General features: G+C 73.0%; 10 protein-coding genes and 1 pseudogene. 5 read left to right on the plus strand and 6 right to left on the minus strand.

The features are described 5' to 3' along the window. The first annotated feature begins 151 nt into the window (after positions 1-151). Complete coding sequence (locus AB0J24_RS15450) at positions 152-1483, plus strand: helix-turn-helix domain-containing protein (RefSeq protein WP_358681267.1); 1332 nt, start codon at positions 152-154, stop codon at positions 1481-1483. 458 nt (positions 1484-1941) lie between these two features. Here the strand turns inward: AB0J24_RS15450 and AB0J24_RS15455 are convergent, their stop codons facing one another. Beyond that, on the minus strand, positions 1942-3666 hold the full coding sequence (locus tag AB0J24_RS15455; protein WP_358681270.1) for a DEAD/DEAH box helicase: 1725 nt from the start codon (positions 3664-3666) through the stop codon (positions 1942-1944). 156 nt (positions 3667-3822) lie between these two features. After that, positions 3823-4419, minus strand: coding sequence for an SAM-dependent methyltransferase (locus tag AB0J24_RS15460; protein ID WP_358681273.1), 597 nt, complete (start codon positions 4417-4419; stop codon positions 3823-3825). Positions 4420-4538: 119 nt separating this feature from the next. Here AB0J24_RS15460 and AB0J24_RS15465 point away from each other — a divergent pair, with 119 nt between their 5' ends. Both AB0J24_RS15465 and AB0J24_RS15470 read left to right on the plus strand, forming a co-directional pair. Then, complete coding sequence (locus AB0J24_RS15465) at positions 4539-6284, plus strand: hypothetical protein (RefSeq protein ID WP_358681276.1); 1746 nt, start codon at positions 4539-4541, stop codon at positions 6282-6284. Continuing rightward, the gene (locus tag AB0J24_RS15470; protein WP_358681279.1) at positions 6284-7120 is read left to right on the plus strand and encodes an alpha/beta fold hydrolase; all 837 of its coding nucleotides are present in this window, start codon (positions 6284-6286) and stop codon (positions 7118-7120) included. The genes AB0J24_RS15465 and AB0J24_RS15470 overlap by 1 nt, the downstream gene beginning before the upstream one ends. On the opposite strand, the gene AB0J24_RS15475 is transcribed toward AB0J24_RS15470, so the two are convergent. Both AB0J24_RS15475 and AB0J24_RS15480 read right to left on the minus strand, forming a co-directional pair. Beyond that, complete coding sequence (locus tag AB0J24_RS15475) at positions 7042-7374, minus strand: hypothetical protein (protein WP_358681282.1); 333 nt, start codon at positions 7372-7374, stop codon at positions 7042-7044. The genes AB0J24_RS15470 and AB0J24_RS15475 overlap by 79 nt on opposite strands. Positions 7375-7759: 385 nt before the next feature. Further along, the gene (locus AB0J24_RS15480; RefSeq protein ID WP_358681284.1) at positions 7760-9118 is read right to left on the minus strand and encodes a dicarboxylate/amino acid:cation symporter; all 1359 of its coding nucleotides are present in this window, start codon (positions 9116-9118) and stop codon (positions 7760-7762) included. Between the two features lie 387 nt (positions 9119-9505). Between AB0J24_RS15480 and AB0J24_RS15485 the strand changes: the two genes are divergently transcribed. Together AB0J24_RS15485 and AB0J24_RS15490 are read left to right on the plus strand one after the other, a co-directional pair. After that, positions 9506-9913 (plus strand): Lsr2 family protein, encoded by a 408-nt coding sequence (locus AB0J24_RS15485; protein WP_358681287.1) that lies wholly within the window; start codon positions 9506-9508, stop codon positions 9911-9913. 256 nt (positions 9914-10169) lie between these two features. After that, a complete protein-coding gene (locus AB0J24_RS15490) occupies positions 10170-11648 on the plus strand; it encodes an alkaline phosphatase D family protein (protein ID WP_358681543.1) in 1479 nt (492 codons plus the stop codon). Here the strand turns inward: AB0J24_RS15490 and AB0J24_RS15495 are convergent. Together AB0J24_RS15495 and AB0J24_RS15500 are read right to left on the minus strand one after the other, a co-directional pair. Next, a pseudogene (locus AB0J24_RS15495) lies at positions 11605-12651 on the minus strand (acyl-CoA dehydrogenase family protein); the annotation flags it as partial. The gene AB0J24_RS15490 and the pseudogene AB0J24_RS15495 sit on opposite strands and share 44 nt — an antisense overlap. After that, positions 12644-13855, minus strand: a complete 1212-nt coding sequence (locus AB0J24_RS15500; RefSeq protein WP_358681290.1) for an acyl-CoA dehydrogenase family protein — start codon at positions 13853-13855, stop codon at positions 12644-12646. The pseudogene AB0J24_RS15495 and the gene AB0J24_RS15500, both read right to left, overlap by 8 nt. Between the last annotated feature and the right edge of the window lie 16 nt (positions 13856-13871).

Below are 13871 nucleotides of genomic sequence, written 5' to 3' on the forward strand. Positions count from 1 at the left end.
CGAGGAGGCACTGCTCCCTGCCACGCCAGATCCTGCTGCCCCGAGTCCCTCGATCCGAATGTGCTCGGCACGGACCGTTGGCTTCACCGCCGATCCTGGTGTGCAGGATGCTCTGCTCCCCTACCAGTCCGGCATGTTATCGTCGAGCGACGTGACGGTTCCCACTGGGGTGAGGTGTCACTTGCGCCATTGGACGCAGCAACTGACCGGGGCGCGAGCGCCACAATCAGTTGCGGAATGGCTGACGGACGACGCGGCACGCGTACGTAGCGTTCTCGGATGCGGTGCTCTGACCTGGGCGGTTGAGGTCGGAGAGGACGTTGCCGCCTGCGTCGCCAAGCGAATTCCGGTGCTCGCCACCGACGCGAGCTTCATGGCTTCCGTGAGACGGGCCACTACGTCGACCCCGCTCCGGATCCTCATGCTTCTCGCTGAAATCGATGGATGCGAGGAATCGCTGGCCAGTACGGAGCTGAGTGACATCGCGCGGGAGTTCGCTCGACGTGGGTTGAAGCTCGACGATCTGCTCAAGGCGATTCGGGTGGGGTACGCGGTGCTGGCCGCGGCGTTCCTCGACGCAGCAGACACTCTCCTGCCGCCGGCGCAGAGCGCGGCTGAGCTCCGGCGAATCTCTGTCATGCTGTTCGAGATGAACGACGACTTCACCGCCGAGGCGGTGGCATCGTTCTTGCGGGAGCAGAGCGCTTGGATCGCCGGAATCTCCGCCGCTCGCCTTGAGGTCGTCAACCAGATCCTCGACAATGCCGAAGTCAGTCGTGCACACGCGGAGGATGTCCTCGGGTATCCGCTCGACGGCCCGCACGTGGCAGTTGTCGCGTGGGGTTCACCCAACTCCCGGCGAGATTTGAGACCGGTCGTGAACGCTGTGTTGCAGCATCGGGGCGCTCAATCGGCGTCCCTCGTACTTCCGGTGGGCCTCCGGACAGTGTGGGCGTGGGGCACAGCCAATGCGCCACAACGACGAGACCTACCAAGCTTCGAGGACGTCCACGTCGTCGTGGGCCAAACGAGTATCGGTGTCGACGGTTTCAGGCAGAGTCACCGGGAAGCAAAATCGGTGGAGCGGTTGATCCGGCTACGTCCGACTTCCTCCCCTCGGACAGTGGCGCACGCCGACGTGGCACTCGAGGTGTTATTGATGGCTGAGCCAGAATCGGCGCGCACGTTTGCCGAAAGGATCCTCGGAGAACTTGCAGGCGGCGGGGAGAGAATGAGAGTACTTCGCTCCACCCTCGGTCACTACCTGGATCTGGACCACAGCCTGTCGAAGGTCGCAGCAGTCGAGCAAGTCTCCAAGAACACGGTGACCTACCGGATCAACAAGGCGTTGAGACTATGCGGGTACGACGGGGCGACCAGCACCGATCTGCGTGCCGCGCTCAGGATCCACAACTGGCTCAGTGATCCCGCAGCAGATGGAGATCGTGCCGGCAGCGCGGAAGTTCAGCGACGAGATGTGTGAGCGCGAGAATCGGATGGCCCGCCCGGGAAACCCGCGTGGGGTGAGAGCCAGCTCGACTCGGTAGTGAGCCCGGCCGGGCGCAGGGTGGTGAGCGCACGTTCACGCGACGCGGCCACAATCTGCCAGCGGTGACCGGAGCGGACCCGGGAGCGGTCCTCGCCGAAGGAATTGTCACGACTCCGTGCAGCCGGTTCTCGAACTCCTGGCGCCCGCAGGTCGATCCGGCGAGCAGGGCCGGGTCTACCTCCGACGCGCTTCGGCGCGTCGGGCAATGCGGAGCCGATCCCGAGCAGGTCGAGCGCGCGGCCGGCGTCGTAGGTGTGCTCGGCCATCACGACCGCCCGGCCACGTCCGGCCGCATCGACGTGCTGGGCGAGCAACGGCGCCGGAGCCGGGTGTCGTGGCCGCGGACGAGACCTACGGTCGCCACGTCCGGACGCGCAGTGAGACGTCCGGTTTCAGCGCCAGGAACGCAGGGTCGCGATCCGCTCCTCGAGCTGCTCGATGGTCGCCATCGCCACCGGCGGCCCGCCGCAGTGCGCCCGCAGCTCGCTGTGGATCTTCCCGTGCGGCTTGCGGGTCTTGTGGTTGTGCAGCGCGACCAGGGTGTTGAGCTCCTTGCGCAGGGTCTGCAACCGTTCCCGGACGCTCTGCCCGCGCTGTGCCTGCGGGGGCGGCGGCGGCTCGGTCGCCGGGGTCGCCCGGGCCTGCGCACCGGTCCGCGGCGAGCCCTTCTTGATCCACTCCGCCTGCCGCTGGGACAGCAGCGTCCGCACCTGGTCGGGTTCGAGCAGCCCGGGCAGGCCGAGGTAGTCCTCCTCGTCGGCGGAGTAGGTGGCGCCCTCGTAGATCAGCTGGTCCAGCTCGGCGTCCGCACCCAGCGAGGTGAACGCCTTGTCGTCGTCGGGTTCGTCGCGCTGCTTGTTCGCCTCGTTCAGCTCGGCGTCGTTCCAGATCTCCTCCGGACGCTGCGGCTTGCCCAGGACGTGATCGCGCTGTGCCTCCAGCTCGCTGGCCAGCCCGAGCAGCACCGGAACGCTCGGGACGAACACCGAGGCCGTCTCCCCCGGCCGCCGCGACCGCACGAAGCGGCCGATGGCCTGGGCGAAGAACAGCGGTGTCGACGCCGAGGTCGCGTAGACCCCGACCGCCAGGCGCGGCACGTCGACCCCCTCGGACACCATCCGGACGGCGACCATCCAGCGTTCCTGCGAGCGGGCGAACTCGGCGATCCGGTCGGAGGCACCCGCCTCGTCGGACAGCACCACCGCGGGCTGGTCACCGGTGATCCGCCGCAGCAGCCCGGCGTAGGCGCGGGCCGCGGCCTGGTCCGAGGCGATCACCAGGCCACCGGCGTCGGGCATCCCGCCGTCACGGTGGCTCTGCAACCGCCGGTCGGCGGCGGCGAGCACCGCCGGCATCCAGTCGCCCGCCGGGTCCAGCGCCGTCCGCCACGCCATCGCGGTCTGCTCGCGGGTCAGCGGCTCGCCGAGCCGGGCGGAGATCTCCTCGCCCGCGCTCGTCCGCCAGTTCGAGGTGCCCGAGTACGCGAGGAACACGACCGGCCGGACGACGTTGTCGGCGAGTGCCTCGGCGTAGCCGTACTGGTGGTCGGCCCGGCTGCGGGGTGCACCGTCGGAGTCCGGCACGTACTCCACGAACGGGATCGGGTTGTCGTCGGAACGGAACGGGGTACCGGTCAGCGCGAGCCGGCGGGTCGCGGGTTCGAACGCCTCGTAGACGGCGTCGCCCCAGCTGCGGGCGTCGCCGGCGTGGTGGATCTCGTCGAGGATCACCAGCATCCGGCGGTTCTCGGTGCGGTTGCGGTGCAGCATCGGGTGCGCGGCGACGCCGGCGTAGGTGACGGCGATGCCGTGATAGTCCCGCGACGTACCGCCCGCGGAGTTGCGGAACTCCGGGTCGATCGCGATGCCCGCGGCGACCGCGGCCTCCGCCCACTGGTACTTCAGGTGCTCGGTCGGGGTGACCACCGTCACCGCGTCGATCACCCGGTCGCGCAGCAGCTCTGAGGCGACCCGCAACGCGAACGTCGTCTTGCCCGCACCCGGCGTCGCCACCGCCAGGAAGTCCTGCGGTGAGGTGGCGAGGTAACGGGCGAGTGCGCTGCGCTGCCACGCCCGCAGCGGGCGGGTCTCCGGCGACACGAGCTGGGTCTCCGACACACGTCTCCCCTGGTCCGTGGGTCGTTCCCGGGCGGGAACCTGCGATGCCCCACAGGGTTTCTCGGTCGGCGGCGACCCGGCCGCGGGGCGCCGATCAGGGTAGCCCGGCACCTCCCCGCCGATCCCGGGTGGGCGCTCCGGCCCGGTCGGTCCAGGTCAGCGGTGACGCGGGCCCCGGGCGGTCAGCACGAATGCCGGAGGCACGTTCGAGAGCACCGCCCGTCCACGCTCGACGTGGGCGAAGACGTCACCGATCTGGCGCCGCAGCCGTCGCGCGGGCGGCAGCTGGCTGGTGAAGGCGTAGCCGAACTGGGTGAACGTCCCGTCCGGTCCGAGGGTCGCCGCGATCATCTCGGGCAACGTCCGGCCGGATGCGGGGTAGGCTGCCCAGGGCAGCCCGGAGACCACGACGTCCACCCGGTCGAGCCCGCGCTCGGCGAGCAGCTCCGGCAGGCTCCACGCGTCGGCGACGGCGACGTCGAGACCGGGGTGCCGCCGCGCCACGTGCTCCGCCAACCGCGGGTTCAGCTCGACGGCCAGGTGATGCCCACGGCCGCCGAGGCGCTCGACGATGACGTCGGTGCAGGCGCCGGTCCCGGGACCCAGCTCGACGACGACCGGGTCCCCGGTCGCCGGCACCGGAGCGGTCGCCTCCCGGGACAGCGACCGGGAGCTCGGGATCAGCGACGCGGTGTGCAGCGGGTCGCGGAGGAACTCCCGCAGGAAGGTGACGCCGGACGCGGTGACGGTCATCGGACTCCACGGAACAGGTGTTCGGACGGGACGGGGTCACCATGCCGGGACCGGGTGACCGGGTGACGGCCACGGGGTGAACGCGCCGCGGCCGGTCCGGGTGAGGATGATGGTGACCGATGAACACGAGCGACCGGGACGGGCAGCCCGGTGGGAACACGCCGGGGAACGGACCGCTGGCGCTGCCCGCTGCCGGACTGCGACTGGCGGCGGCGCTGACCGCGCGGCCGACGCTGCTGTTGCGCCGCGGTGGCGGCTGGATGGTCGAGCTGGGGCGGGTGGGGCTCGGCCTGTCCGACCGCACGCCACCGGCGGGGTCACCGGCCGACCCGATCGGTCAGCGGGTCGCCCAGCTCCGGTCGGTCACGGCCGAGGCGGTGTCCGGGCTGCTCCACGACGCCGCCGCCGAGGGGTCGCCACTGCCCGTCGAGGACGCCGCGCGCCTGCGGACGCTGCTGCTCGGGCCGGTCGCCGGCCCCGCCCCGGAGGGCGACCCCGGGACGGAGCCCGACACCGGGGGCGACGGTTTGGCCGCAGCACCGCCCGGGACGGCACCGGACACCGACCCCCAGGACGGGCTCGGAGCCCGCGACCGGGTCTTCACCGAGCCAGGTCCGGGTGACCCCGGCGTCCCGTTCGACACCGGGGCCCGGGACACCCGCGGCGGCCCGGTCGCCGGACGCGATGTCGCCGCCACCCCCGGTGCGGTCGTCCTGCGGACACCGATGTTCGAGCTCCTGCAGTACCTCCCGGTCACCGAGCGGGTGCACGACGCGCCGGTGCTCGTCGTCCCGCCGCTGATCCACCGGTACTGGCTGGCCGACCTCGCCCCCGGCTTCTCACTGGTCGAGCACCTGGTCGGGCGCGGCCTGCAGGTGTTCGCCCTCTCCTGGCGGCCCGCCGGGCCCGCGGACGCGGGCCGCGACCTCGACGCGCACGCCGCCGCCGTGCTCGACGCGCTGGAGGCGTGCACCCGGATCGCGCGCGCGCCGCGGGTCTCGATGCTCGGCGTCCGCACGGGCGGGCTGCTGGCCGCGGCGGTACAGGCCCACCAGGCCGCGATCGGGCTGGACGACCGGGTCGCCGGGGTCGGTTACCTGGCCACCGTGCTCGATCAGTCGGACGCACTGCCCGGGTTCCGGCCGGATCGCGACGTCTCCCGGGCCGCGGCGGAGCGCGCCGCCCGCGACGGTGTGCTGGACGGCCCCTCGGCCGTCGCCGCGTGGGCGTGGCGGCGCGGGCCGGACCGGGTGCTGCCGTGGGCGGTCCCGGACCGCACCGGCAGGGTCGTGCCCCACGGGCGCGCCGCGCGGGCGATGCGGGCCTGGACCGTCGACCTGCTCCCGCTGCCCGCAGCCCTGCACCGTGACCTCGCTGCCCTGGCCGATGCCGCGGTCGACGCGGGTGACGCAGGCGGTGTCCGGGTGCTGGGCACCCCGGTGCGCCCCGCCGAGCTGCGCCGGGACGGCTACCTGGTCGCCGCCGCCGACGACCCGGTCCAGCCGTGGACCGGTGGCTACCGCACCGCCCGGATGCTGGGGGGTTCCTGCCGCCTCGTGCTCGCACCCGGTGACCAGGCGGGTGTGCTGATCGCTCCGGCCCTGGCCGGCACGTCGTACCGGGTGGCGGACTGCGGGGCGGGCGACGGCGACCCGCAGGCCTGGCTGGCGGCTGCGGCGCGGGTCGAGGGGTCGTGGTGGGACGATCTCGTGGGTTGGCTCACCGAGCGGTCCGGAACGCTGCGCGACGCGCCGCCCGAGCTGGGTGGGCGCAGGCTGCGGCCGCTGTTCCCGGCGCCGGGGACCTACCTGACGGGTGATTCTCACACCGTCGGCGCCCCGGCACGGGCTTACGCTCGCCCCTGATGTCCGGATCAGCTCCCCACCCCGCGCCGCTCGAGGAACACGACGTCGTCGTCGGTGGCCGCTCGTTGCGCGTCGTCCGCCGTCCCGCGTCGGGGCCGGGGTTCCGGCGCACGCCGCTGCTGCTGTGCAACGGGATCGGGGCCGCGACCGACGTTCTCGACCCGTTGGTCGCCGCGCTGCCGGCGGATCTGGACGTCATCCGGTTCGATCCGCCGGGGATCGGTGGTTCACCGGCGCCCCGGATGCCCTACCACCTGTCGTGGATGGCGCACCGGGTCGGTCAGGTGCTGACGAAGCTGGGGGTCGGCGAGGCCGACGTGCTCGGCTTCTCCTGGGGCGGCATGCTCGCCCAGCAGCTCGCGATCAGCCGCCGTCGGCGGGTCCGCAAGCTCATACTGGTCGCGACCGGTCCCGGCGCCCTGATGGTGCCCGCGTCGCCCCGGGTGATGGCGGTGCTGACCTCGCCGAAGCGGCACCAGGACCCGTCCTACGTCGACGCCGTCGCCGCGCGGATCTACGGCGGGTCGCTGCGCGACCACCCGGAGCGGGCCGCGGAGGCCCTCGGCTCGGGCTCCCGGCGGGGCCCCCTGCGCGGGTACTACTACCAGCTGCTCGCGCTGTCCGGCTGGACCAGCCTGCCGTTGCTGCCCGCGATCACCGCGGACACCCTGATCATCGCCGGTGACGACGACCCCATCGTGCCGCGCGGCAACGCGACGATGCTCCACCGGGGGATCCGCCGGTCCCGGGTGCACCGCTATCCCGGCGGACACCTGGAGATGCTGCTGGACCCGGAGCCGTTCGCCGCGGAGATCGACCGCTTCCTGTCGTCCTGACCGCGCGGACCGAGCGCGACGACGGCCAGGCCGAGCAGCAGGAAGCCGATCCCGAGCTGGACGACGGTGAGAACCAGCCCGGTGGGGCCCAGCACCCGCTCGTCGAGGAGGTAGTAGGGCGCGCCGTCCAGCACCAGCTGCACGAACGCCAGGTGTGCGGCCGGGTAGGCCAGCCACAGCAACGGCTGCCACCGGCCCGGCCCGGGTCCGGCCCGGCCCGGGTCCGGCCCGGCCGGTGAGCAGCCAGTCGGCAAGCGCCAGCGCGGGGACGACCAGGTGCAGCAGCACGTTCGCCGGGGTGAACCCCGTCGTCCGGTCGACCAGGAACACCAGCCAGACCAGGCCGGCACCGAGCAGGTAGAGCACGACGGCCCCGCGCAGGCCCGGCCGGTCGTCCAGCCTGCGGGTCCGCAGGGTCGCCCCGTAGAACACGGCGGCGAGCACGTTGGCCTGGTAGGTGAAGGTCGTGAACCGCCAGGCCACGCCCGAGCGGGAGGTCAGCTCGACGGCGACCACCGCGGCCACGACACACAGGACGATCGCGGCCCGCAGCAGCACCGCGAGCGCCGGACGCCCAGCTCGTCTCACTCCCGTACAACTCCCGGCGCCGGCCGCCGGGTTCCCGAGGGACGGTCGTCGTCACGCACCGCCGACGGCCTGCTTCCCGGCCGCGGTCGAGCCCTCGCCGGCCGAGCCGGGCCGGTCCGGTTCGTGCTGGTCGGTCGTGTCCCGGCCCAGGATGCCCTCCTGGGCCGCGACGAGCGTCGGCACCGTGATCTGCCCGCCCACGTTGGTGGCGGTCCGCATCATGTCCAGGATCGGGTCGATGCCGATGATCACGGCGATCCCGGCAGCGATCACCTCGGGCGGCATCCCGACGGCGGCCAGGGTCAGCGTCAGCATCGTGAACCAGCCGGTCGTCCCGGCGGTCGCGAGCGCACCGAACACCGCGACGACGACGATCACCAGGTACTGCCAGGCGACCAGCTGGATGCCGGACAGGTGCGCGATGAAGATCGTGGCCAGCGCCGGGTAGACGGCGGCGCAGCCGTCCATCTTCGTCGTCGTGGCGAGCGGCACCGCGAAACCGGCGTAGTTCCGTTCGACACCCAGGTCGATGGCGGCCTGCCGGGACAGCGGCAGCGACGCACCGGACGAGCGCGACACGAACGCGAACTGCAGCACCGGCCAGGTGATCGAGAAGAAGCGGCGCGGGCCGATCCCCGCGACCACCTTCAGCAGCAGCGGGTACACCCCGAACAGCACCAGCGCGCAGCCCAGGTACACGGCCGCGACGAGCCCGATCAGCGAGCTGAACACATCGCTGCCGTAGCTGGCGAAGGCGTTCCCCAGCAGCCCCACGACACCGATCGGGGCGAGCACGATGATCCATCCGATGATCGTCAGGACGATCTCGAACGCGGACCGGCTGAACGCGACGAACGGCTCGGCGCGGTCCCCCAGCGCGTAGGCGGCGGCTCCGATCAGCAACGCGGACACGACGACCTGCAGCACCTCGTTCCCGGCGAACGCGGCGACCGGGTTGTCCGGTACCAGCCCGGACAGCAGCGCCTGCCAGGAGCCGGGGGTGCGTTCGCCGACGGCCTCGACGTCCGCCGGGTCGGCGGTCAGCGTGATGCCCTCACCCGGCCGCCCGATCAGCCCGATCGCGAGCCCGATCAGAACCGCGACGAGCGAGGTACCGGCGAACCAGGCGACGGTCCGGCCGCCGAGCCGGGCCGCGGCACGCCCACCACCGAGATCACGCAGGCTGACGATGCCCACGACGATCGCCAGGAACACCAGCGGCACGACGGTGAACTGCAGCAGCCCGGTGAACAGGCCGCCGAGGGTGTCCAGTCCGGAGGCCAGCCACTCCTGGCCGGTGACCCGGGCGACGAGCCCGAGCAGTGCACCGAGCAGCAGCCCGGTGAGGGTGAGCACGGCGAAGACGCGCGGCCTGCGCCAGGCGCGCGCGGCGCGGACGACGAGTGACACGGGGGTTCCTTCCGGTACGGCTGTGCGGGTGATCGCTGCGCTCGTCAGCGGCGACAACCACTCGTCGGCCGGCGGCACAGGTCGATCACCCGGCGCCACACCAGGAACACACCACTCCCCCGCACGTGGGACGCCAACGCAAGGGGCGCCCGGAAACTTCCCGGATGCGCCGGTGACTACCGTACGTGTTCGACCCCTGATCGGAATCACGTTGCGCTGGGACACCCGGGGCATTGGTCACCGACTACGGCCACGGCCCCCGTCGGGCGGTGATACTCGCGAGCCGACCGCATGACATCGCGGTCGCGGAGTATGCCCCGATCCACGCCGCTGCTACCATTCGGTAAACCACTTCGCAGTGCGGGCCGACCCGTTCCGGGAGAAGCAATGGCGAAAATAGAAGCGGTTGCCTTGGTGGATGATCTCGACGGCGGTCGCGCCGACGAGACGATCCAGTTCACGATCGGCGGGCGGACCTATGAGATCGACCTGAGCAAAGCCAACGCCACGCGCCTGCGGGAGGCGTTCGCACCCTACATCGTCGCAGGTCGCTGCCGCGACACGACGGACTCGGGAGCGGCACCGCACATGCCGGCGCCACGGTCGCCGATGACTGCCGAGCGGCGGCGGAATAACACCGCGGTACGCGTCTGGGCGCGCCGTCACGGATACTCGGTCGGGGATCGCGGACGTATCCCCGCCACTGTTCTCGGCGCCTACGAGAGGGATGCCGGGCGCACCGCGGGCCCACCGGCCGTACGGGCCACGTCCCCGCATTTCCAGGAGGCCGGCTGACCCGTGCGCATACCTGGGGAACCCACTGTGCGCGGGCCATTAATCACAATTCAGCTGACTTTCCTCGACGGCGGTCGCGAAACCGTGTGCGGCGGCCCGCGGGCGCATGTTCACCCGCACGGGCGGGCCGTACCGGCGCGTGCAGCCGGGCCGGGGCGGGACCGCGACGCATCATGGGCGGGCCCGAACCGACGTGAGGAGCCCCGTGCCCGGCCCCACCCGCCGCACCGTCCTCACCGCCGTCGCCGGGACCGCGCTGAGCGGGCTCCTGCCGCAGCTGCCCGCACCGCAGCGGCGGACCACCGACCCGTTCACCCTCGGCCTCGCCTCCGGCGATCCCGCGCCGGACGGTGTGGTGCTCTGGACCCGGCTCGCCCCGCGCCCCGGTGCCGAGGACGGGCTGGGCGGGATGGCCGGGCGACCCGCCGTCGTCGACTGGGAGATCGCTGAGGACGAGCGCTTCACCCGCGTGGTCGGTCGCGGCAGCGAGACCGCGGTGCCGGAGCTCGCCTACAGCGTCCACGCCGAGCCCACCGGGTTGCGGGCCGGCCGCGAGTACTTCTACCGGTTCCGCTCCGACGGGCACCTCTCCCCCGTCGCCCGGACCCGCACCGCCCCGACCGCCGGCGCCGCGGTGCCCGCACTGACGGTGGCCGCGGCGTCCTGCGCGAAGTTCGGCGCCGGGCACTTCACCGCCTACCGGGCCCTCGCTGCCGACGAGCCCGATCTCGTCCTGCACCTGGGCGACTACATCTACGAGACCGACGAGGGCGAGGTCCGCGACCCCGGTGGGCCGGAGCCGACCGACCTGGCCGGCTACCGACGCACGCACGCCCACCAGAAGACCGACGAGGACCTGCAGGCCGCGCACGCCGTGGGCCCCTGGCTCGTGGTGTGGGACGACCACGAGCTGGTCAACAACTGGGCGGGCGGTGACCGCGGACGCGACCCGGACCGGCGGCGTGCCGCGTTCCAGGCGTACTACGAGCACATGCCGCTGCGCCGGGCCTCGGTCCCGCGCGGGCTGGACCTGCAGCTCTACCGGCGGGTGCACTGGGGGTCGCTGGCGAGCTTCCACATGCTCGACACCCGCCAGTACCGCGGTGGCGACTCGATCACCGGTGCCGAGCAGGAGCGTTGGCTGCTCGACGGGTTCCGCAGCTCCACCGCCGGCTGGGACGTGCTGGGCCAGCAGGTCTTCTTCGCTCAGCGCAGCGGCGGGCGCAAGTCCGGGGACAGCTGGGCGGCGTACCCGCGGTCCTGGGAACGGATCGTCCGTGGCTGGACCGACGCCGGTGTCCGGAACGCGGTGGTACTGACCGGTGACGAACACGTCCACCACGCCAACGAGATCCTGACCGGCGACGGCGCCCGCCCGGTCGGCGTCGAGCTGGTGACCACCTCGGTGACCTCCGGTGGCGACGGCAGCGGGGACGGCAGCGACGCCGGCGGTGGCGAGAACCCGCACATCCGCTACCGGGAGGACCGGCGCGGCTACCTGCTGACCCGGTTCGAGCCGACCGCGCTGCGCGCCGAGTTCCGCGTGGTGGAGCGGGTCAGCAGCCCCGGCGCGGCTGAGGTCAGCCGATCGCGACCCGCGGTACCGCGAGATCGGCGGGCAGGGCGTCCAGCACGGCGGCGGCGATCCGCTCCCGGTACTCCTCCGCCGAACCGAGCAGTGCCGCATCGGCGACCGCCCGCTTGTAGTACAGGTGCGCCGGATGCTCCCAGGTGAACCCGATACCGCCGTGCAGCTGCACGGCGTCCGCGGCGACCCGGTAGGCGACCTCCGAGCAGGTGGCCTGCGCGATCGCCACGGCCAGGTCCGGGTCGTCGAGCTCCGGATCGCTGACCGCCCACGCGGCGTGCAGGGCCGCGGTGCGCGCCTGCTCGACACCGACCAGCATGTCCGCGAGGCGGTGCTTGACCGCCTGGAACGATCCGATCGGCCGGCCGAACTGCCACCGCTGGCCCGCGTACGCGACGGTCCGTTCGAGCAGCCGCGCCGCGATGCCGACCTGCTCGGCGGCGAGCAGCGCCCCCGCCGTGCGGAACGACCGGCGCAGCGCCCGGTCGGCGTCGTCGCCGGTGGCGAGCACGGTGCCCGCGGCGCCGTCCAGCTCGACCCGGGCGATCCGCCGGGTCGGGTCCAGCGAGCCCCGGCCGACCACGGTGACGCCGGCCGAACCGGGTTCGACGAGAGCCAGCACCGGGCCCTCCGGCCCGTCCGCGACGACCAGCAGGACGTCGGCGGCGGCCGCGTCCGGCACGTGCCCGGCCACGCCGGACAGGACGCCGCCCTCGGCACTGACCGCGGCCGCCGTCGCGCCGTCGTAGGGCGCGAACAGGCCTGCCACCAGGGCCGCGGTGCGGGTGCCCGCGGCGAGCTCGGGGAGCAGCGCGTCCCGCGGGCCGGAGGCCGGTGCGGCGACCAACGCCGGGACCGCCAGCCCGACCGTGCCCAGCAGCGGCCCGGTGACCAGCGCCGCTCCCAGCTCCTCGGCGGCGACCGCCTGGTCGACGACGGTGCCGCCGGCCCCGCCGAGATCCTCGGGGACGGCGAGCGCCAGCGCACCCAGCTCGGTGCCGAGCCGGGCCCACAGCGCCCGGTCGAACCCGTCGTCGGAGTCCATCAGCCTGCGTACGGTCGCCTCGTCGTGCGTCCGCTCGCAGAACCGGCGCAGCGCGGTGCGCAGCTCCTGCTGCTCGGAGGTCACGGTGAACTCCGCATCAGCCACGGGGCACCTCCTTCCACGGGCGGTCCGAGTCGGACCGCGGCTCTCCGGGCAGGCCCAGCACCCGCTCGCCGAGGATGTTCCGCATGACCTCCGACGTTCCGCCCTCGATGGTGTTCGCCCGCGAGCGGAGGAACCGTTGCTGCAGGGTGGAACCGGGATCGGCGTGCACGCGGCCGCCGGTGGCGTCGTCGCCGCGGCGGAGGTCGTAGCCGTCGTAGAGCAGGGCGTCCGGGCCGAGCAGGTCCATGCAGAACTCGTAGACGTCCTGGTTCAGTTCGGCGCCGACCAGCTTGGACACCGAGCCCTCCGGGCCGGGCTGGCCCGCGGTGGCGGTCCGCCGGGCCCGGGCGAGGGTGAGGCGGTGGGTCTCGGCGCGGGTCCAGAGCCGGGCGAGCCGGTCGCGCAGCACCGCGGTCTGCCGGTCCGGGTGCGCCCGCCACAGACCGAGCGCCTCGCCGATCGGGCCGCTGCCCCGGCGCCCGGTGACCCCGCCGATCGCGCTCCGCTCGTTCATCAGGGTGGTGATCGCGACCCGCCAACCGGCACCGACGTCGCCGAGCCGGTACGTGTCGGGGACCCGGGCGTCGTGCAGGTAGACCTCGTTGAACTCGGCCTGTCCGGTCATCTGGCGCAAGGGGCGGACCTCCACCCCCGGCTGGTCCATGTCGATCACGAAGTAGGTCAGGCCGCGATGCTTGGCCACGTCGGGGTCGGTGCGGGCGACCAGCATGCCCCACCGGGCGACGTGCGCCAGCGTCGTCCACACCTTCTGCCCGTTGACCACCCAGTCCTCACCATCGGGGACGGCGCTGGTGGCGAGCCCGGCGACGTCGGACCCGGCGCCCGGCTCGCTGAACAGCTGGCACCAGATCTCCTCGCCGGTGGCGATCGGGCGCAGCCAGCGGGCGACCAGTTCACGGTCGGAGCCGTACTCGACGACCGTGGGCGCGCCCATCCCGTAGCCGATCGGGTTGACCGCGAACATCTGATCGCCGCCCGCGTCGGTGACGACGGCGTCGACCACCGCCTGCAGACCGCGGGCGAGCCCCAGCCCGCCCAGGCCCACCGGGTGGTGCACCCAGGCCAGCCCGGCGTCGTAGAGCGCGCCGAACAGTTCCGTGCGCGGGACGGTGCGCGGATCGTGCCTGCGGACCACCTCCCGGGTGGCTTCCTCGACCTCGTCGGCTGTGACAGGCGGGCTCATCGCACCTCCGGGAACG

The sequence above is a fragment of the Pseudonocardia sp. NPDC049635 genome (assembly GCF_040659795.1).
GTDB lineage: Bacteria > Actinomycetota > Actinomycetes > Mycobacteriales > Pseudonocardiaceae > Pseudonocardia.